Genomic DNA, 18511 nt, shown 5'->3' with positions numbered 1-18511 from the left:
CCAAACTGTCACCGTCGTGCCGACTTGCCCAGTTCGCTTTCCGGCCATGGTGGCGTGCCACGGGCGCGTCGGATGTGGTCGGATAGGAGTCCGAAGCATCCGGAAACGGAAAGGAACCACCGTGGCAACCACGCGCTCCGCACACACCGTGTGGGAAGGCAACCTGTTCGAGGGCAACGGCACCGTCACCTTCGACTCGTCCGGCATCGGGCAGCAGCCGGTGTCCTGGCCGTCCCGCGCGGAGGAGGCGAACGGCAAGACCAGCCCGGAGGAGCTGATCGCGGCCGCGCACTCCTCCTGCTTCTCGATGGCACTGTCCAACGGCCTGACCGGCGCGGGCACCCCGCCCACCAAGCTCGTCACCTCCGCGGACGTGACGTTCCAGCCGGGCGAGGGCATCACCGGCATCCACCTCACCGTCGAGGGCACCGTGGCAGGCCTCGACGAGCAGGGCTTCCAGGCGGCCGCCGAGGACGCCAAGAAGAACTGCCCCGTGAGCCAGGCGCTCACCGGCACGACGATCACGCTGACCGCCAAGCTGGGCGGCTGAGTATCCCGCGCTCTTGACGTAGGCCCGCTCACGCCCTGTGCTGGATCCGGACGTGAGCGGGCCTTCGCATGGAATGGGGACGCGTCATGGGGCGTGCGGTAGGTATCGATCTCGGTACGACGAACTCGGTGGTTGCCGTGCTCGAGGGCGGTGAACCCACCGTCATCGCCAACGCGGAGGGCGCGCGCACCACGCCCTCGATCGTCGCCTTCGCCAGGTCGTCGAGCGCCGAGGTGCTCGTCGGCGAGGTCGCCAAGCGGCAGGCCGTGACGAACGTCGAGCGCACCGCGCGCTCCGTCAAACGGCATATGGGGGACGGTAGTTGGCGTTTCCCCGACTCCGGTGACATCGACGGTCACCGCTACAGCGCGCAGGAGCTCTCCGCCCGCGTCCTGCAGAAACTCAAGCGCGACGCCGAGTCGTACCTCGGCGAGGACGTCACCGACGCCGTCGTCACCGTGCCCGCCTACTTCGACGACGCGCAGCGCCAGGCCACGAAGGAGGCCGGCGAGATCGCGGGTCTGAAGGTGCTGCGCATCGTCAACGAGCCGACCGCCGCCGCGCTCGCGTACGGGCTCGACAAGGGCGACGAGCAGACGGTCCTCGTCTTCGACCTGGGCGGTGGCACCTTCGACGTCTCGCTCCTGGAGATGGGCGAGGGCGTCATCGAGGTCAAGGCCACCAACGGCGACACCCAACTCGGCGGCGACGACTGGGACCAGCGGATCGTCGACCACCTCGCGCGGCAGTTCAAGAACGCCCACGGCATCGACCTCGCCGACGACAAGATGGCCGTGCAGCGGCTGCGCGAGGGCGCGGAGAAGGCCAAGATCGAGCTGTCCTCGTCCAGCGAGACGACCATCAACCTGCCCTACGTCACCGCCTCCGCCGCCGGCCCCCTGCACCTCGACGAGAAGCTGACGCGCGCTCAACTCCAGGAGCTCACCGGGGACTTGCTCGACCGCTGCAAGAAGCCCTTCCACCAGGCCGTCAAGGACGCGGGCGTCGAGCTGAAGGACATCGACCACGTGATCCTGGTCGGCGGGTCCACGCGTATGCCCGCCGTCACCGGCCTCGTCAAGGAGCTCACGGGTAAGGACCCGCACAAGGGTGTCAACCCGGACGAGGTCGTCGCCGTCGGCGCCACGTACCAGGCCGGTGTGATCCGCGGCGACGTGAAGGACGTGCTGCTGCTCGACGTCACCCCGCTGTCGCTTGGCATCGAGACCAAGGGCGGGGTGATGACCAAGCTCATCGAGCGCAACACCACCATTCCCACCCGCCGTTCGGAGAGTTTCACGACCGCCGCCGACAACCAGCCCTCCGTCGGCATCCAGGTCTTCCAGGGCGAGCGGGAGATCGCCGCCTACAACAAGAAGCTGGGCGTCTTCGACCTCACGGGGCTCCCGCCCGCGCCGCGCGGTGTGCCGCAGATCGAGGTCACCTTCGACATCGACGCCAACGGGATCATGCACGTCGGCGCCAAGGACCTCGCCACGGGGCGCGAGCAGAAGATGACGGTGACCGGCGGCTCGGCGCTGCCCAAGGACGAGATCGACCGGATGATGCGGGAGGCCGAGGCGCACGCGGAGGAGGACCGCACGCGCCGCGAGGCGGCCGAGGTCCGCAACGAGGCGGAGCAGCTCGTCTACCAGACGGAGCGCTTCCTGCGCGAGAACGACGAGAGCTCGGCGCGCATCCCTACCGAGACGCGGACCGAAGTGGAGGATTCCGTACGGGAGTTGAAGACCGTGCTGGAGTCCAAGGAGCCGTCCACACAGGAGTTGCGCGAGGGGGTGCGGGGGCTCGCCGAGGTCAGCCAGCGGATGGGGCAGGCGATGTACCAGGCGGCCTCGTCGGCCCGGGAGGACGCGCCGCCGTCGGGCGAGCAGCCGCCCCAGGACAAGGACCAGGACGCACCCGAGGACGTGGTCGACGCCGAGATCGTGGACGACGACAAGCCCCAGTAGGGCACAGCAGGGGCCCTTAGTTGCTCACCGTCGGCAGGTCAGCCGAGGGCTTCCCGCGCCCGCTCCAGGATCTCCACCGTCCGCGCGGCCCCTGCCGCCTGTGCCACCAGGTGGTCGAGCACCTCCAGGTGCATGCCCACCTCGTCCCGGGCGTCCAGGTACAGGGCCCCGGTCACGTACTCGCTGTAGACCATGTCCGGCAGCTCCCTGACCGGGAACCGGAACAGCGTGAACGGGCCGAACGTGCCGGGGTGCGGACCCGACGCGAACTCGGCGATCTGGAGCGTCACGTTGGGGCGCCGCACCATTTCGAGGAGCCGGTCCAGCTGGCCGCGCAGCACCTCGGGGCCGCCGGGCGGGCGCCGCAGCACCGTCTCGTCCATGACGACCCACAGGTGCGGCGAATCCTCCCGGTCGAGGAGCGACTGGCGGGCCATCCGCAGGTCGATGTGCCGGTCGACCTCCTCGGGCCGGGAGCGGCCCACCGTGCCGGCGTCGAAGACGGCCCGCGCGTACGCCTCCGTCTGCAACAGGCCGGGCACGAAGTGCGGTTCGTAGGCGCGGATCATCGAGGCCGCGCCCTCCAGGCTGACGTACAGGCTGAACCAGTCGGGGAGCACATCGTGGAACCGCTGCCACCAGCCCGGCAGGTTCGCGTCCTCCGCGAGCGCGACGAAGGCCTCGATCTCGCGCTCGGGCACCTCGTACAGCTCCAACAGCATCTGCACGTAGGGGATCTTGAGCGCGACCTCGGCGGTCTCCATCCTGCGGATCGTCGCGCTCGCCACGTGCAGCGGCCGGGCCGCCTCCTCGCGCTTGAGTCCGCGGGCCTCGCGCAGATCGCGCAGGCGGCGACCGAGGACGACCTGGCCCACGGTGGGCGCGGGCCGACGTTCACTCACCTTTGTACGTCCCCCCAGGAGCTAGGAGCCGGTGCGCTCCCACCCCCGACGCTCCGGCCGGGCGCCGAGGCGCCGCGGATCGCGGCTGCGGTAAACGACGTACGGGCGGAACAGGTACTGCACCGGCGCGCTGAACATATGCACGAGCCGGGTGAACGGTACCAGCGCAATCAGTAGCATGCCCACTACTGCGTGGATCTGATACAGCGTAGGCACCCCGTCCATGAGCGCGACATCGGGGCTCAGCGTGAACAGGCTGCGCGACCACGGGGCGATGGTCTGCCGGTAGTCGTAGCCGTTGCCGCCGGAGTGCGTGAGCTTGGCGACCATGCCGAGGACGATCGCGGCGAGCAGGAACACGTACATGGTCTTGTCGTTGCGCGTCGTGGCCAGCAGCACCGGGGCCTTGGTGCGGCGCCGGTAGACCAGCATCGCGATCCCGAGCACCGTGATGACGCCCGCGAAGGTGCCGCCGATCAGCGAGAACATGTGGTACGTGTGCTCGCTGACGCCGACCTTCTCGGTCCACGACTCCGGGATGAACAGGCCGACGATGTGGCCCACGAGCACGAAGAGGATGCCGTAGTGGAACATCGGCGACGCGATGTTGAGCAGCTTCGACTCGTAGACCTGCGACGAGCGCGTCGTCCAGCCGAACTTGTCGTAGCGGTAGCGCCAGATGGTGCCGGCGATCAGCAGGACGAACGCCACGTAGGGCAGGACACCGAAGAGCGCTGTGTTCACCGCGCGTGCTCCTTCTCGAGGAGGGGAAGTGCGAAGGGTTCGAGGCCGACGTCCTCCTGGGGCGGCCCCGACCGGGCGAGCGCCTGCGCCTCGGCCCGGTCCTTGGGGGAGGGGCCGGGCAGGGCGGCACACACCGCGTTGAGGACGGTGGCGTACGGGGTGCCGTGGTCGGTGAGGGCGAACCGCAGCAGTTCGAGGCCCGCACGGTTCTCCTCAAGCAGGAACGTGCCCTCCTGCGCGGAGAATTCGAGGACGGCGGGCAGGAAGTCCGGGAGTTCCTCGCCGGTGAACTCCATGCCGTGCTCCCGGTAGACCTCCTTCATCCGCACCAGGGACATGCCGCGCCTGCGGGTGTCGCCGTCGCGCCACCACGTCAGATACAGGCTGTGCCGGTTCTTGAAGTCGAAGACCTGGACGTAGTGGGCCGCCAGATCCTGCATCGGCGTCGCCTCGGCGTGCTCGACGAAGGGGGCGAGCGGCGGAGCGGCCGCGCGGATCAGCGGAAGCCGCTGGTAGAACTCCTCGTCCGGGTACGTGAGACAGAGCGCGGACGCCTGGAGGAGCAGGGAGGTCCGGTCGGTCATGGCATCTCCACCTCGTCTGTGCTGTCTGCGGTTTGCCGTTCCTTGCTGAGCTGGAAGTTCTCGACGGAGACGACGGGCAGCAGCTTGCGGCCGTCGGCGACGGTCGACCCGGAGTCGCCGCCGAAGGGCCCCTCGCCGCCCATACCGGGCCCGCCCTCGTGGTCGAGCGAGCAGGTGTCCGCCGGCAGCGCGGACTCCTCCAGGCGCTGCGCGTCGCCGACCGCCGCGGTCGGGATCACGTACCGGTCCTCGTACTTGGCGATGGCGAGCAGCCGGTACATCTCCTCGATCTCGTGCGGTGACATGCCGATGGACTCGGCGATCGAACTGTCCGGCAGGTCACCGAGGTTGATGGCCCGCATGTGCGAGCGCATCGCGGCCAGCTTTTCCAGGGAGGCGCGTACGGGCTTGGTGTCGCCCGCCGTGAAGATCTCCGCCAGGTATTCGAGGGGGATGCGCAGCGTGTCGATCGCGCCGAACAGGTTCGCGTGGTCCTCGCCGTCGTGCCCGGTCTCGGTGAGCGCGTCGACGACGGGGGAGAGCGGCGGGATGTACCAGACCATCGGCATCGTCCGGTACTCCGGGTGCAGCGGCAGCGCCACCTTGTACTTGCTGATGAGCGCGTGCACGGGGGAGCGCCGCGCGGCCTCCATCCAGTCGTACGGGATGCCCGCCTCCTCGGCGGCCCGCTGCACCGCGGGGTCCTCGGGGTCGAGGAAGATGCCCAACTGCTCCTCGTACAGGTCGTGTTCGTTCTTCGAGGAGGCGGCCTCCGTCACCCTGTCGGCGTCGTAGAGCATCACGCCGAGATAGCGGAGCCGGCCCACGCAGGTCTCCGAGCACACCGTCGGCAGACCCACCTCAAGACGTGGATAGCAGAGCGTGCACTTCTCGGCCTTGCCGGTGCGGTGGTTGAAGTACACCTTCTTGTACGGGCAGCCGGTGACACACATCCGCCAGCCGCGGCAGGAGTCCTGGTCGACGAGGACGATGCCGTCCTCGACCCGCTTGTACATCGCGCCCGAGGGGCACGACGAGACGCACGACGGGTTGAGGCAGTGCTCGCAGATCCGCGGCAGATAGAACATGAAGGTCTGCTCGAACTGGAACTTGACCTTCTCCGCGGCCTGTTCGCGGGTCTTCTCCACCATCGGGTCGAGATCGCCGTACTGGGCGGAGCCGCCGAGGTTGTCGTCCCAGTTGGAGGACCACTCGATCTTCATCGGCTTGCCGCTGATCAGGGAGCGGGGCTCCGCGACCGGGTAGTCGTCGCCGAGCGGGGCGTTGGTCAGGTTCTTGTAGTCGTACGTCCAGGGCTCGTAGTAGTCCTTGATCTCCGGCAGCTTCGGGTTGGAGAAGATGCCGAGGAGCTTCTTGAACCGGCCGCCGCCCTTGAGCTTCAGGGCGCCCTTCTTGTTGAGCTCCCAGCCGCCGCGCCACTTCTCCTGGTCCTCGTAGCGGCGCGGATAGCCCTGCCCGGGGCGGGTCTCGACGTTGTTGAACCAGACGTACTCCATGCCGTTGCGGTTGGTCCACGCCTGCTTGCAGGTGACCGAGCAGGTGTGGCAGCCGATGCACTTGTCGAGGTTCATGACCATCGCGACCTGAGCCATGATGCGCATACGTCAGTACTCCACCTTCTGCGAGCGGCGGCGGATGACCGTCACCTCGTCGCGCTGGTTGCCCGTCGGGCCGAGGTAGTTGAACGCCCAGCTCAACTGGGCGTAGCCGCCGATGAGATGGGACGGCTTGAGGATCAGCCGGGTGAGCGAGTTGTGGATGCCGCCGCGCTTTCCGCTCGTCTTCGCCTTGGGCACGTTGACGGTGCGTTCCTGCGCGTGGTGCATGTAGACCGTGCCGGCCGGCATGCGGTGGGAGACGACCGCGCGGGCGACGACGACGCCGTTGCGGTTCACCGCCTCGATCCAGTCGTTGTCCTTGACGCCGATCGAGTCGGCGTCCTGCGGGGACATCCAGATGGACTGGCCGCCGCGGGACAACGCCAGCATGAACAGGTTGTCCTGGTACTCGGAGTGGATGGACCACTTGTTGTGCGGGGTGAGGTAACGGACCGTCACCTCCTTCTCCCCGTCGGGCCCGAGCCGTGGCTCGCCGAACAGCCGGTTCATGTCCAGCGGTGGCCGGTAGGTGGGCATGGCCTCGCCCAGCTCGTGCATCCAGTCGTGGTCGATGAAGAAGTGCTGGCGGCCCGTCAGGGTGTGCCAGGGCTTGAGGTGTTCGGTGTTGAGGGTGAACGCGGTGTAGCGGCGCCCGCCGGACTCGCTGCCCGACCACTCGGGGGAGGTGATCACCGGGACGGGCGCGGCCTGCGTGTCCGCGTACGTGATGCGCTTGCCCTCGTGCTCGGCGGAGAGGTGCGCCATCTCCTGGCCCGTACGAGCCTCAAGGGTGTGGAAGCCCTGCGTGGCGAGGCGGCCGTTGGTGGTGCCGGACAGGGCGAGGATGGTGTTCGCCGCCTTGACCGCCGTGTCGAGCGAGGGCCGGCCGTCGGCGGGGCCGCCGCGCACGGTGCCGTTGCGCTCACGCAGCTCCGTGACCTCCTGGTCGGGCTTGAGGGCGATTCCCTTGGCGGGCAGGCCGAGTTGCTCGACGAGCGGGCCGAGCGCGGTGAACTTGGCGCCGATCGCCGTGTAGTCCCGCTCGACGACCGTGAGGTTCGGCATGGTCTTGCCGGGCACCGGCTCGCACTCGCCCTTGCGCCAGTCCAGGACGACGCCGCCGGGCTGCGCGATCTCACCCGGGGTGTCGTGCTGGAGCGGCGTCGCCACCAAGTCCTTGCGTACGCCCAGGTGTTGGGCGGACAGCTCGCTGAGCTTGTGGGCCAGCGCCTTGAACGTGTCGAAGTCGCTGCGCGCCTGCCACGGCGGGTCCACGGCGGGCGTGAAGGAGTGCACGTAGGGGTGCATGTCCGTGGAGGCGATGTCGTGCTTCTCGTACCAGGTGGCGGCAGGAAGTACGACATCGGAGAGGAGTGTCGAGGACGTCTGCCGGAAGTCGAGGGAGGTCAGCAGGTCGATCTTGCCTTCGGGGGCTTCGTCGTGCCAGGTCACCGTCGAGGGGCGCTCGTCGGGGGAGGCCTCCTCTGCCCGCAGCGAGGAGTGCGTGCCCAGCAGGTGCTTGGTGAAGTACTCGGCGCCCTTCGCGGATGAGCCGAGCAGGTTCGCCCGCCACAGGGTCATCACGCGCGGCCAGTTCTCCGGCGCGTCCGGGTCCTCGCACGCGAACTTCAGCGAGCCCGCCTTGAGTTCGGAGACCGTGTCCTCCACGGACTGCTCCCCGAGCGCGAGCGAGCTCCGGTCGAACGTCGGATACGACGGCATCCAGCCCGAACGCGCCGACAGGGACAGCACATCGGCGCCCGTCATGCCCGCGAAGGTGCCCTTGCCGAGCGGGGACGCGAGCACGTCCGCGCTGAACCTGTCGTAGCGCCACTGGTCGGTGTTGAGGAAGAAGAACCCGGTGCCGATCATCTGCCGCGGCGGCCGCGACCAGTCGTTGGCGGAGGCGAGCGAGGCCCAGCCGGTGGCCGGGCGGCACTTCTCCTGGCCGACGTAGTGGGCCCAGCCGCCGCCGTTCCTGCCCTGGCAGCCGGTGAGCTGGAGCAGCGACAGGAAGCCCCGGTAGGTGGTCTCGGAGTGGAACCAGTGGTTGGTGCCCGCGCCCATCAGGATCATGCAGCGCCCGCGCGACTTCTCGGCGGTCTTCGCGAACTCCCGTGCGATCTTTACGCACTTGGCGGCCGGTACCGAGGTGTGCATCTCCTGCCAGGCCGGGGTGCCGGGCGTCTCCGCGTCGTCGTACGAGGCGGGCCACTGGCCCGGGAGGCCGTCGCGCCCGACGCCGTACTGCGCGAGCAGCAGGTCGAACACGGTCGTCACGAGCGGGCCGTCCTGCCCGCCGAGCCGGGTCGCCGGCACACCGCGCCGTACGACCTCGCCGCGGCCCTGACCGTGCGTGCCGCCGTCGGTGTCGAAGCGGGGGAGCAGCACCTCCACGCCGCCGGCGATGTCGGAACCGTGGAGGCTCAACTTCGGCTGGATATTGCCCAGTTCAAGGTTCCACTTGCCCTTGCCGGACTCGGTCCAGCGAAAGCCGAGGGAGCCGTTCGGGACGACCGGCTGGCCCGTCGCCTCGTCGAGCACGGCGGTCTTCCACTCGGCACCCTCGCCGCCCTGCCCGAGATCGGTGGCGCGCAGGAACTTCGACGGGACGAACGCCCCGTCCCGCTCCTCCAGCGTCACCAGGAACGGCAGGTCGGTGAACTTCTTGACGTAGTCCGTGAAGAACGGCGTCTGCTTGTCGACGAAGAACTCCTTGAGGATCACATGCCCCATGGAGAGCGCGAGCGCCCCGTCGGTGCCGGGGTGCGGGTGCAGCCACTCGTCGGCGAACTTGGCGTTGTCCGCGTAGTCGGGCGCGACGACCACGACCTTCTGGCCCCGGTACCTGGCCTCGGCCATCCAGTGCGCGTCCGGCGTCCTGGTCACCGGCACATTGGAGCCCCACATCATCAGGTACGCGGCGTCCCACCAGTCACCCGACTCCGGGACGTCGGTCTGGTCGCCGAACACCTGCGGCGAGGCCACCGGCAGGTCCGCGTACCAGTCGTAGAACGACAGCATCGGGGCGCCGATCAGCGAGTGGAACCGGGCCCCCGCCGCGTGCGACACCATCGACATCGCGGGGATGGGGGAGAAGCCGGCGATCCGGTCGGGCCCGTACGTCTTGATGGTGTGCACATGCGCCGCGGCGACGATCTCCACGGCCTCGTCCCAGGTGGCCCGCACCAGACCGCCCTTGCCGCGGGCCTGCTGGTACCTGCGGCGCCGCTCGGGATCGGCCTGGATGTCGGCCCACGCCAGCACAGGGTCGTGCAGCCGCGCCTTCGCCTCCCGGTACATCTCCACGAGCACGCCCCGGATGTACGGGTAGCGCACACGGGTCGGCGAGTACGTGTACCAGGAGAACGCGGCGCCGCGCGGGCAGCCGCGTGGCTCGTACTCCGGCCGGTCGGCGCCCACGCTCGGGTAGTCCGTCTGCTGGGTCTCCCAGGTGATGATGCCGTCCTTGACGTACACCTTCCACCGGCACGAGCCGGTGCAGTTCACGCCGTGCGTGGAGTTCACGACCTTGTCGTGGCTCCATCGGTCCCGATAGAAGACGTCCCCGTCCCGGCCGCCCTTGATCTGCACGCTGTGCAGGTCCTTGGAGGCCGTCCCCCTCCGGAAGAACCGTCCCGCGCGCAGCAGCGCCGCGTCCGGCTCGGTCGGGGTGCGTGTCGTATCCGTCACCGTTTGCTCCCTCGATGTCCCGTTCTGGGCACGCTAATGGCGGTGCATCGGGGGCACACGTCGGCCGGGGCCGTACGAGTCGGGCGCGGGGTGTCTCGCGTATGGCTTCGGCCATTACCCCGGACGTAATCGACCCGCCACCCGGGCGCGGGCAGGGTGGTGTCACCGAACCGATGACGGAGGGTGATCCCCATGTCCGCCACCACGCTCACCACGACCCCGGCCCAGGCCCGTCGCACCTGGCTGCGCCGCCTGCTCGGCGCCGACGCGCTGGGCACCGGCCTCAACGGTCTCGCCTACGTCGCCGCCTCCGGGCCGATCGGCCGCTTCCTCGGCATCGATCCTGGGCTGCTGCTCGGACTCGGCGCCGGCCTGATCGTCTACGCCGCCGCGGTCGCGGTGCTCGCCGCGCGCAGCAGCCCGCCCGCGCTCGGCGTGCGCACCGTGGTCGAGGTCAACCTCGCCTGGACGGTGCTTAGCTTCGTCGCGCTGTTCGCCTGGCTGGAGCCGAGCACGGCCGGGATGGCGTACGGGTCGCTGCAGGCCGTGGTGGTGGCCGCGTTCGCGGGGCTCCAGTACGCGGCGCTGCGGGGTCAGCCCAGTGCGTCCTGAAGGTATTTCGCCGTCGCCGGGTCGGCGGGGAGCAGGGTCTCCACGGCCAGCTCGGCGACCGTCACGTCCAGCGGCGTATTGAACGTCGAGATCGACGACACGAACGACAGCAGGTGCCCCTCGTGCTCGATCACCATCGGCAGCGCGAAGTAGGGCAGCAGGGGCGCGACAGGACCGTCCCCGTCCGCACCCGGCGGCAGCGGATACGCGGACACCTCCTCGTACAGCTCCCGCAGCGGCTGCGACCCGGTCAACGCGATCTGCTGCTCCATCTGTGCCAGCAGGTGCCCCCGCCACTCGGGCAGGTTCCTGATCCGCGGGGCGAGGCCCTCCGGGTGCAGGGTGAGGCGCATCGCGTTCAGCGGTTCGGTGAGCAGGTGCGCGGGCGCCGAGGTCATCAGCAGCGCGATGGCGCCGTTCGCGGCGATCACGTTGAACGTCGCGTCGACGACGAACGCGGGATACGGCTCGTAGCCGCGCAGCAGCGTTTCGAGCCCCTCGCGCAGCACGCCGAGCGAGGGATCGTCCAGCGGGGTCTCCTTGAACCGCGGCGCGTAACCCGCCGCAAGGAGAAGGGCGTTGCGCTCCCGCATCGGTACGTCGAGATGCTCGGCGAGCCGCAGGACGAGGTCCTGGCTCGGCCGCGAACGCCCCGTCTCCACGAAGCTGATGTGCCGCGCCGACGAATCCGCCCGCAGCGCGAGCTCCAGCTGGCTGACCCGCCGCCGCTCGCGCCAACCGCGCAGCAGGGCGCCCACTTCTGACGTGTTCTTGCGCGCTGCGGCTGTCATGGGAGGACGTTAGCGCGGATCCGGTGGCACGCTGGAGGCATGCCTACTGAACCGCTCTCCCAGAAGGACATCGAGGACCGCCTCACCGAACTGCCGGGCTGGTCCGTCGAGGACGACGCGCTCACGCGCACGTACCGCCTGGACTCGCACTTCGCGGCGGCGGCACTCGTCATGCACATCGCGCAGACCCAGGAGGCCCTGAACCACCACTCGAACCTGACGCTCGGCTACAACACGGTGACCCTCGCCGTGAACACGCACGACGCGGGCGGCGCCCTCACGTCGAAGGACTTCGCGCTGGCGGAGCGGGTGGAGAAACTGGCTGCGGCACACGTTTGAGCCCCGCCCCGGGACGAGAGCCGGCGGGGTCCGGGGCGGAGCCCCGGTTTCGGGAAGGGGTGGGGCGGGGTGGGGAGATCCGCCCACCGCAGGCGCTCCCACCCGCGCCCCGCTCCGGGTTAGAGTCCCCGCGTGCTGGACTACGACCAGGAAGCGCGGCGGTACGACGCGACCCGCGGCGGTGAGCCGCGCGCCGAGGCGGCCGCCGACGGCGTGCTCGAACTCGTACCGCCGGGCGCCCACACCCTCCTCGACCTGGCCTGCGGCACCGGCCTCGTCACCCGCCGCCTGACCCGCCCCGCCCTGCGCCCGATCGGCGTCGACCGCGCCGCCGGCATGTTGCGGGCCGCCGCACCCCGTCTGTCCGGCGCGGCGTTCCAGGCGGACGTCCGCCAACTGCCCTTCGCGACCGGCACGTTCGACGCTGTTACCGCCGTGTGGCTGCTGCACCTCCTGGACGACGCGGCTCCGGTCGTCGCCGAGGCGGCCCGCGTACTCCGCCCGGGCGGGGTGTTCGTGACCACGGTCGACAAGGCCGCGGCTCACCTCGTCGGCAGCGACGTCTGCGCCCTCGTCGAGCCGTACCGCCACCGCCCACCGACCGACGCCACCGCGCGCATCACGTCGATCGCCGCCGAGCACGGACTGCGCCCGCACGGCTCCGCCACCTTCGTCGGACACGGCCAGGGCCGCACTCCGGCGCGGCTCGCGAGCGACGTGCGGGCCGGGCGCATGTACGCGCGCGGGGGCGAGGACTTGGCGTCACGCCTGGAGGCGCTGCCGGACCCGGAGGCACCGCGCCCCGACCCGACGTACACGCTGCTGGCATTCGCGGCTTGACGGGGCGCCGCACTCAGCTTGCCTGCGCGCGGGGTGGGGGTGATCCGCCTACCGTAAGCACCCCACCGCCCGGAGCGCGCCCGCATAAGGTGGCGGTCATGTTCAAGTCAGGGGTGGGGTTTCTCGCGTTGTTCGGGCTCGGTTGGTGGTTACTGGCCACGAGCGCATTCGGGGGTGCGGCGCGGCCGGCCGCGATGGTGGTCGGCTGTGCCGCCGCGATCGCGCTGATGCTCACCGCGCGGCGCCGCCTCCCCGCGTCGGCAGGAGGCCCGTTCCCCGCCGACCGGCGTCGACGGTTCCTCCAGATCAACGGCCTCCAGTGGCTGTTGATCCTGGCCATCGCCCAGGTGTGCGCCCGCACCGGCACGGCCGTGCTCATCCCGCCGCTCGTCGCGGTGGTCGTGGGGCTGCACTTCCTGCCGCTCGCGGCGGTCTTCGAGCAGCCCCGACTGCGGGTGCCTGCCGCCCTGTTGACCGCGGCCGGAGTCGCGGGCCTGGCGGTATGGCTCGGGGACGGGCCGGACACGACCGTCCGTCTTGTCGTGGGCCTCGTCTCCGCGATCTCCCTGTGGGGCACGGCCGTCTGGACGGTCTCGGAGGCGGCGCCGCCCGTCGCCGTTCACATCGTGCGGGAGTGAGGGGCAACCTCGACCGGCCCGGCGGCGACAGATGTACGCACACATCTCACCCGCACGCCTTCACCGAGGAGACCCCCGATGCCCCGCCGCCCCCGCCCCCACCGCAGACGCCGTCGTCTGCTCCTCGCCGCCGCCACGGCCGCCGCCCTCGCCGGTACGGGCCTCACGCTCCTGCCCTCCGACGACGCCTCCGCCGCCACCGCCCGCCAGGCCGAGAAGCTGGACCGTGGCCTGGTCAGCGTGCACACCGACGCCGGCAACCTGGTCAGCTGGCGGTGGCTCGGCACCGACCCGGACGACGTGGCGTTCAACGTCTACCGCGCCGGTACGAAGGTCAACTCCGCCCCGATCACCGGCTCCACGAACTTCTTCCACGACGGCGCGCCCAGCTCCGCCGACTACACGGTCCGCGCCGTCGTGAACGGCACGGAACAGGCCGACTCGGCGCACGCGATCCAGCTCCGCAGCGGCTACACGGACGTACCGATCACGCCACCGGCAGGGGGCACGACCCCCGACGGCGTCGCCTACACCTACGAGGCCAACGACGCCTCCGTCGGTGACCTCGACGGCGACGGCGTCCTCGAGTTCATCCTCAAGTGGCAGCCCACCAACGCCAAGGACAACTCCCAGTCCGGCTACACGGGCAACACCGTCGTCGACGCGGTGAAGCTCGACGGCACGCGCATGTGGCGCGTCGACCTCGGCAAGAACATCCGCTCCGGCGCGCACTACACCCAGTTCCAGGTGTACGACTACGACGGCGACGGCAAGGCCGAGGTCGCCATGAAGACGTCGGACGGGACGAAGGACGGGAAGGGGACCGTCATCGGGAGCTCGTCCGCCGACCACCGGAATTCGAGCGGCTACGTGCTCTCCGGGCCCGAGTACCTGACCATGTTCAACGGGCAGACCGGCGCCGCCATGGGGTCCGTCGACTACGTTCCCGCGCGCGGCACCGTGTCGTCGTGGGGCGACTCGTACGGGAACAGGGTGGACCGCTTCCTCGCCGGTACCGCCTACCTCGACGGCGCCCGGCCGTCGCTCATCATGGCGCGCGGCTACTACACGCGGAGCGTCATCGCGGCGTGGGACTGGCGCGACGGAAAGTTCACGCGCCGCTGGACCTTCGACACCAGCTCCTCCACCAACTCCGGTAAGGGGTACGACGGTCAGGGCAACCACCAGCTGTCCGTCGCGGACGTCGACGGCGACGGCAAGGGCGAGATCGTCTACGGCGCGATGGCCGTCGACGACAACGGCTCCGGGCTGTGGACGACGAAGAACGGCCACGGCGACGCCATGCACGTCGGCGACCTCGACCCGTCGCGGGCCGGACTCGAAGAGTTCAAGGTCGACGAGGACAGCTCCAAGCCGTCGTCCTGGATGGCCGACGCGAAGACCGGCAGTGTCATCTGGAAGACGGGCACGAATGGTGACAACGGCCGTGGTGTGTCGGGTGACATCTGGTCCGGCAGCGCGGGCGCCGAGTCCTGGTCCTCGGCGGAGTCGGGCGTCCGCGATCCCAAGGGCGCGGTCGTGAACTCCCACAAGCCGTCGTCCACCAACTTCCTGTCCTGGTGGGACGGTGACACCACCCGCGAACTCCTCGACGGCACCCACATCGACAAGTACGGCACGTCCGCCGACACCCGCGTCCTGACGGGCTCCGGCGTCCACTCCAACAACGGCACGAAGTCCACCCCGGCGCTGTCCGGTGACATCCTCGGCGACTGGCGCGAGGAGGTCGTCTGGCCGACCACGAACAACACGGCGCTGCGCATCTACTCGACACCGGTCCAGACGTCGACCCGCATCACCACACTCCTCCACGACACCCAGTACCGCACGGCCCTGGCCTGGCAGAACACCGCGTACAACCAGCCGCCGCACCCGAGCTTCTTCATCGGCGACAAGATGCCGACGGCGCCGCGACCGACGATCACGACGCCGTGACACCCGCCGGGTGGCTGGTGCGCCGGGTGGCTCAGTGGCGCAGCAGCCAGACCACCCGGTCCCACGCCAGCAGGTGATAGACGACGAGCACGCCGGCGAGTGTGATCGCCGCCGCGCGTGATCCGGCCGCGTACAAGGCGGCCGCGCCGCCGAAGAAGACGGCCAGTTCCAGCAGGAGACGCAGCGGTCCGGGGGTCGCCACGACGGTGTCCCCGGACCGCGACGCGTCGTCCGGCGTGGCGAACACGCCCCACAGCACCGCCACGAGCGCCGGGACCGCCGCCACGAGGACGAACCTCAGTGCCCCGGACGTGAGCCCCCACGCCCAGATCCCGAAGCACACCAGCGCCAGCAGTTCCAGTACGAACCGCACCGCGAGTGTCGACGCGTGAAAGCCGTAGCCGTGTGTCATGCGCGGCCCCCCCTCCCCAGAAGTAGTCGAGCGCGTACGAGCGAGAGCGTACGGGGCCCGTGCCGGTGGTGGCACGGGCCCCGGTGGTGCGCTCGCGTTGCCGTGGCGCTGTTCAGTTCACCGCGCAGCTCTGCCCGCCCAGCTCGAACGCCGTGGGCCTGGTGTTCGCCGTTCCCTCGCGGGAGCCCGTGAAGCCGAAGGCGGCCGAACTGCCGGGCGCCGCCTTCCCGTTCCAGCCGACGTTCTTCGCCTTCACCGACGTGCCCGACTGGGAGACCTGCGCGTTCCAGGCCTGGGACACCTTCTGGCCGTCCGCGAAGGACCAGCCGAGCGACCAGCCGTTCCAGGCCGACGTGCCCGTGTTCGTCAGTGTCACGTCCGCCTGGAAGCCGCCCGACCACTCGTTGGTCACCTTGTACGTGACCGAGCAGGCGCCCGAGGGCTCAGGGTCCGGGTCGGGACCCGTGGCGCCCGCGGTGTCGCCGTAGATGACACCACGGCCGTTCGTCGACACGTACACGCGGCCGTACACCCGCGGGTCACCGGTGATGGCCGCGCCCGTCCAACCCCACTGGTGGGCGTCGTCGTTGACGCGGGTCCACGACACTCCCGCGTCCGTCGAGCGGAAGATGCCGCGTACGCCGCCGATCTTCGCGCTCGCGTACAGCGCCTGGTACGTCGCGCCGGGCGCCGCCTTGCCGAAGCCGATGGTGTCCGCCTGCTCGACGCCCGACACCTTGGTGAACGTGGCGCCGCCGTCCTTCGAGTGCCACAGGCCGTACGCGCCCTTCGTCGAACCGCCGGCCAGCCAGATGTCACCCTTCGTGCCGGGCACGGCCTTGAAGCGCACGGGGCCGTCGGTCGGGAGGCCGGTCGACGTCTTCGCCGTGAAGGTCGCCCCGCCGTCCGAACTGGCGTAGAAGGTACCGGACTTGAAGGCGTAGAAGACCGAGGGGTCCTTGCGGTCCGACTCGACCGTCGCGCCCGCCGGGACCCCGCTCGACGCCGTCCACGACGAACCCGTCCCCGTCTGCACGCCCGCGCCGTCCGGGCTCCACACATACCGGGACCCGTCCGCGGACACCGCCACCGTGCCGCCGCCCGTGACACCCGACGGATCGGCGCCCGCCGCATGCCAGTTGGCGCCGTTGTCGTTCGAGAGCGCGACGTGTGCGCCCGAGTCGACGTTGCCGGCGCGTACCACCACGTCCGGCTCGGACTCGGCGAAGTCCAGGCTCGTCGACGACGTGAAGTTGGGGGAGGTGAACATCATCGCCGGGACCTTCGTCAGGTCCGTGTGCCGGAAGCCGCCGATGTCACCGAGTGCGCTCAGCAGCGGGGCGCCGGACGGCGGGGACGCGATGTCGTTGACCGCCGTCTCCTCAAGTCCCTTGACCATGGGGGTTATGGAGAACTTGCCGCCCGTGTCCCATTTCCCGAGGTCCTCGGTTCCGTAGATCGTCGCGCCCGTCCCGTACATCATCCGGTCCGAGTCGAACGGGTCGATCTCCAGCGCCTCCGTCATCCAGCCCAGCTTCGGGGACTGCTCGGGAGGGGCGGGGTTCGCGCCCCAGCTCAGCCACGGCACGGACGACACGTCCATGGTGTAGCGGTTCTCGCGGGTGGGGTACGAGGAGTAGTCCCACGCCTTCGTCCAGGTGCCGCCGCTGTCCGTGGAGCGGAAGATCATGGTGTCGGGCCACCAGGAGCTGTAGCCGGACACCATGACCGTGCCGGGGTGCTGCCGGTCGAGCGTCAGGCCGCTGTAGCCGTAGAAGGTGTCCGCCTCCGCCGCCGGGCTGATGTTCTTCCAGTCGCCGGTCTTCGTCGCGTACCGCCACATCTGGCCCTTGCCGCCGTCGTACGGGCCGCCGGTGTCGCTGTACGCCACGTACAGGTAGCCGTTCTCGGCGTCGAGGACGCTCTTGTGCGGGAGGTATCCGGTGGGCTGGTCGGCCACCCGCTCCCAGGTCGCGCCCGCGTCCGTCGACCGGTAGACGGAGTTCTCCTTGTCGGCGACTCCGACGTAGAGCGTCTTCGTACGGCCGGTTCCGGTGCCCGTCGACTCGTCGAACGTCACCCATGCCACGCCCTGGTTGTCGGACGAGTAGCCGGACGTGTCGGACGGGTCCGCCGCGTAGTTGCCGGGGTTCGGGAAGGCCGTGACCTGCGACCATGTGGCGCCCGCGTCCGTGGAGCTCCACAGACCCTTGCCGCTGGGCGCGCCCAGGTAGAGCACCTTGTTGTCGTGCGGGTCGATCGCGAGGCGCTCGCCCATGCCGCGGCCCGGCATGTTGCCGCCGAGCTTGAAGGGGAGGTCGGCCTTCTTCCACGTCGCGCCCCGGTCGGCGGAGCGCAGGATCGCGCCGTTCCCGGGGTCCCAGTCGTTCGTGTACGTCCCGACGGCCGCGTACACCTTGTCCGGGTCGACGGCATCCGTGGCGATCGAGGCGACGCCGATGTGTCCCCAGTCGTCCCAGCCGACCGAATCGAGCAGCGGCGTCCAGGACTTGGTGCCCTGCTCCCAGCGGTAGGCGCCGCCGATGTCGGTGCGGGCGTAGGCGAGATTCTTCTCGCTGCGGTTGAAGACGATGCCGGGGACGAAGCCGCCGCCGTCGATCCGGGCGTTCTTCCAGGTGTACGTGTCGGTGGCGACGGCTGCCTTCGGCTCGGCCGCCTGGGCCGCCGGAGGGGTCAACAGGCCCGCCGTCAGGGCGAGTACGGCCGCCGTGAGCAGCCGGGTGCGTGGTCTTCGCATAGGGGTTCCAGGGGGTGGGTCGGGAAACAGGGGTGCGGGCCGGGCGGCCCTCGGGGAGGAGGAGACCGCCCGGCCCGGTGGTGACACGGAGCCGCTTTCAGCG

At 70.0% G+C, this 18511-nt stretch carries 15 protein-coding genes; 7 read left to right on the top strand and 8 right to left on the bottom strand.

The genetic code is table 11. The features are described 5' to 3' along the window. Window positions 1–121 precede the first annotated feature (121 nt). Window positions 122–550, top strand: coding sequence for an OsmC family protein (locus tag ACOKM3_RS10330; RefSeq protein ID WP_399239590.1), 429 nt, complete (start codon window positions 122–124; stop codon window positions 548–550). 86 nt (window positions 551–636) lie between these two features. Continuing rightward, window positions 637–2520 (top strand): molecular chaperone DnaK, encoded by a 1884-nt coding sequence (gene dnaK / locus ACOKM3_RS10325; RefSeq protein WP_426899136.1) that lies wholly within the window; start codon window positions 637–639, stop codon window positions 2518–2520. 38 nt (window positions 2521–2558) lie between these two features. Here the strand turns inward: dnaK and ACOKM3_RS10320 are convergent, their stop codons facing one another. From ACOKM3_RS10320 to ACOKM3_RS10300, 5 genes are read right to left on the bottom strand one after another with little or no spacing between them, the layout of a single operon-like run. Beyond that, a complete protein-coding gene (locus tag ACOKM3_RS10320) occupies window positions 2559–3422 on the bottom strand; it encodes a helix-turn-helix domain-containing protein (protein WP_426899134.1) in 864 nt (287 codons plus the stop codon). A 21-nt stretch (window positions 3423–3443) separates the two neighbouring features. Next, window positions 3444–4166: a respiratory nitrate reductase subunit gamma gene (gene narI, locus ACOKM3_RS10315; RefSeq protein WP_426899132.1), complete on the bottom strand. Its 723-nt coding sequence runs from the start codon at window positions 4164–4166 to the stop codon at window positions 3444–3446. Beyond that, on the bottom strand, window positions 4163–4750 hold the full coding sequence (gene narJ, locus ACOKM3_RS10310; RefSeq protein ID WP_327660716.1) for a nitrate reductase molybdenum cofactor assembly chaperone: 588 nt from the start codon (window positions 4748–4750) through the stop codon (window positions 4163–4165). Before narJ ends, narI begins: the two co-directional genes overlap by 4 nt. Next, on the bottom strand, window positions 4747–6372 hold the full coding sequence (gene narH / locus ACOKM3_RS10305; protein WP_426899130.1) for a nitrate reductase subunit beta: 1626 nt from the start codon (window positions 6370–6372) through the stop codon (window positions 4747–4749). The genes narJ and narH overlap by 4 nt, the downstream gene beginning before the upstream one ends. A gap of 3 nt (window positions 6373–6375) precedes the next feature. After that, window positions 6376–10062, bottom strand: a complete 3687-nt coding sequence (locus ACOKM3_RS10300) for a nitrate reductase subunit alpha (RefSeq protein WP_426899128.1) — start codon at window positions 10060–10062, stop codon at window positions 6376–6378. Between the two features lie 192 nt (window positions 10063–10254). Between ACOKM3_RS10300 and ACOKM3_RS10295 the strand changes: the two genes are divergently transcribed. Beyond that, entirely contained in the window at window positions 10255–10674 is a 420-nt protein-coding gene (locus ACOKM3_RS10295) for a hypothetical protein (protein ID WP_426899127.1), read from the top strand. Here ACOKM3_RS10295 and ACOKM3_RS10290 read toward each other — a convergent pair. Beyond that, on the bottom strand, window positions 10656–11465 hold the full coding sequence (locus tag ACOKM3_RS10290) for a helix-turn-helix domain-containing protein (RefSeq protein WP_426899125.1): 810 nt from the start codon (window positions 11463–11465) through the stop codon (window positions 10656–10658). The two genes, ACOKM3_RS10295 and ACOKM3_RS10290, sit on opposite strands and share 19 nt — an antisense overlap. 39 nt (window positions 11466–11504) lie before the next feature. Here ACOKM3_RS10290 and ACOKM3_RS10285 point away from each other — a divergent pair, with 39 nt between their 5' ends. The 4 genes from ACOKM3_RS10285 to ACOKM3_RS10270 all read left to right on the top strand — a co-directional run bounded on the left by ACOKM3_RS10285 (window position 11505) and on the right by ACOKM3_RS10270 (window position 15238). Continuing rightward, a complete protein-coding gene (locus tag ACOKM3_RS10285; RefSeq protein ID WP_426899123.1) occupies window positions 11505–11804 on the top strand; it encodes a 4a-hydroxytetrahydrobiopterin dehydratase in 300 nt (99 codons plus the stop codon). Window positions 11805–11936: 132 nt separating this feature from the next. Continuing rightward, window positions 11937–12644 (top strand): class I SAM-dependent methyltransferase, encoded by a 708-nt coding sequence (locus ACOKM3_RS10280; RefSeq protein WP_426899121.1) that lies wholly within the window; start codon window positions 11937–11939, stop codon window positions 12642–12644. Window positions 12645–12742: 98 nt separating this feature from the next. Further along, window positions 12743–13282 carry a hypothetical protein gene (locus ACOKM3_RS10275; RefSeq protein WP_426899120.1) on the top strand — a complete coding sequence of 180 codons (540 nt, stop codon included), beginning with the start codon at window positions 12743–12745 and terminating at the stop codon, window positions 13280–13282. Window positions 13283–13360: 78 nt separating this feature from the next. After that, a complete protein-coding gene (locus ACOKM3_RS10270; RefSeq protein ID WP_426899118.1) occupies window positions 13361–15238 on the top strand; it encodes a rhamnogalacturonan lyase in 1878 nt (625 codons plus the stop codon). 31 nt (window positions 15239–15269) lie between these two features. On the opposite strand, the gene ACOKM3_RS10265 is transcribed toward ACOKM3_RS10270, so the two are convergent. Both ACOKM3_RS10265 and ACOKM3_RS10260 read right to left on the bottom strand, forming a co-directional pair. Next, a complete protein-coding gene (locus ACOKM3_RS10265; RefSeq protein ID WP_426899116.1) occupies window positions 15270–15650 on the bottom strand; it encodes a DUF2568 domain-containing protein in 381 nt (126 codons plus the stop codon). Window positions 15651–15762: 112 nt separating this feature from the next. Then, window positions 15763–18408, bottom strand: coding sequence for a cellulose binding domain-containing protein (locus ACOKM3_RS10260; protein WP_426899114.1), 2646 nt, complete (start codon window positions 18406–18408; stop codon window positions 15763–15765). Window positions 18409–18511: the final 103 nt, after the last annotated feature.

Origin of the sequence: Streptomyces nidicola, assembly GCF_050106155.1 — a bacterium.
Lineage (GTDB): Bacteria > Actinomycetota > Actinomycetes > Streptomycetales > Streptomycetaceae > Streptomyces.
The sequence above is the reverse complement of the archived record's forward strand: the minus strand, read 5'-3'. Positions and strand labels throughout refer to the sequence as shown.

Excerpts from the sequence above, each read along its gene's own strand:
- ACOKM3_RS10295 (WP_426899127.1), top strand. The coding sequence starts at position 10,255 with ATGTCCGCCACCACGCTCACCACGACCCCGGCCCAGGCCCGTCGCACC.
- ACOKM3_RS10265 (WP_426899116.1), bottom strand. The coding sequence starts at position 15,650 with ATGACACACGGCTACGGCTTTCACGCGTCGACACTCGCGGTGCGGTTC.
- narJ (WP_327660716.1), bottom strand. The coding sequence starts at position 4,750 with ATGACCGACCGGACCTCCCTGCTCCTCCAGGCGTCCGCGCTCTGTCTC.
- ACOKM3_RS10270 (WP_426899118.1), top strand. The coding sequence starts at position 13,361 with ATGCCCCGCCGCCCCCGCCCCCACCGCAGACGCCGTCGTCTGCTCCTC.
- dnaK (WP_426899136.1), top strand. The coding sequence starts at position 637 with ATGGGGCGTGCGGTAGGTATCGATCTCGGTACGACGAACTCGGTGGTT.
- ACOKM3_RS10260 (WP_426899114.1), bottom strand. The coding sequence starts at position 18,408 with ATGCGAAGACCACGCACCCGGCTGCTCACGGCGGCCGTACTCGCCCTG.
- ACOKM3_RS10285 (WP_426899123.1), top strand. The coding sequence starts at position 11,505 with ATGCCTACTGAACCGCTCTCCCAGAAGGACATCGAGGACCGCCTCACC.
- narH (WP_426899130.1), bottom strand. The coding sequence starts at position 6,372 with ATGCGCATCATGGCTCAGGTCGCGATGGTCATGAACCTCGACAAGTGC.
- ACOKM3_RS10275 (WP_426899120.1), top strand. The coding sequence starts at position 12,743 with ATGTTCAAGTCAGGGGTGGGGTTTCTCGCGTTGTTCGGGCTCGGTTGG.
- ACOKM3_RS10290 (WP_426899125.1), bottom strand. The coding sequence starts at position 11,465 with ATGACAGCCGCAGCGCGCAAGAACACGTCAGAAGTGGGCGCCCTGCTG.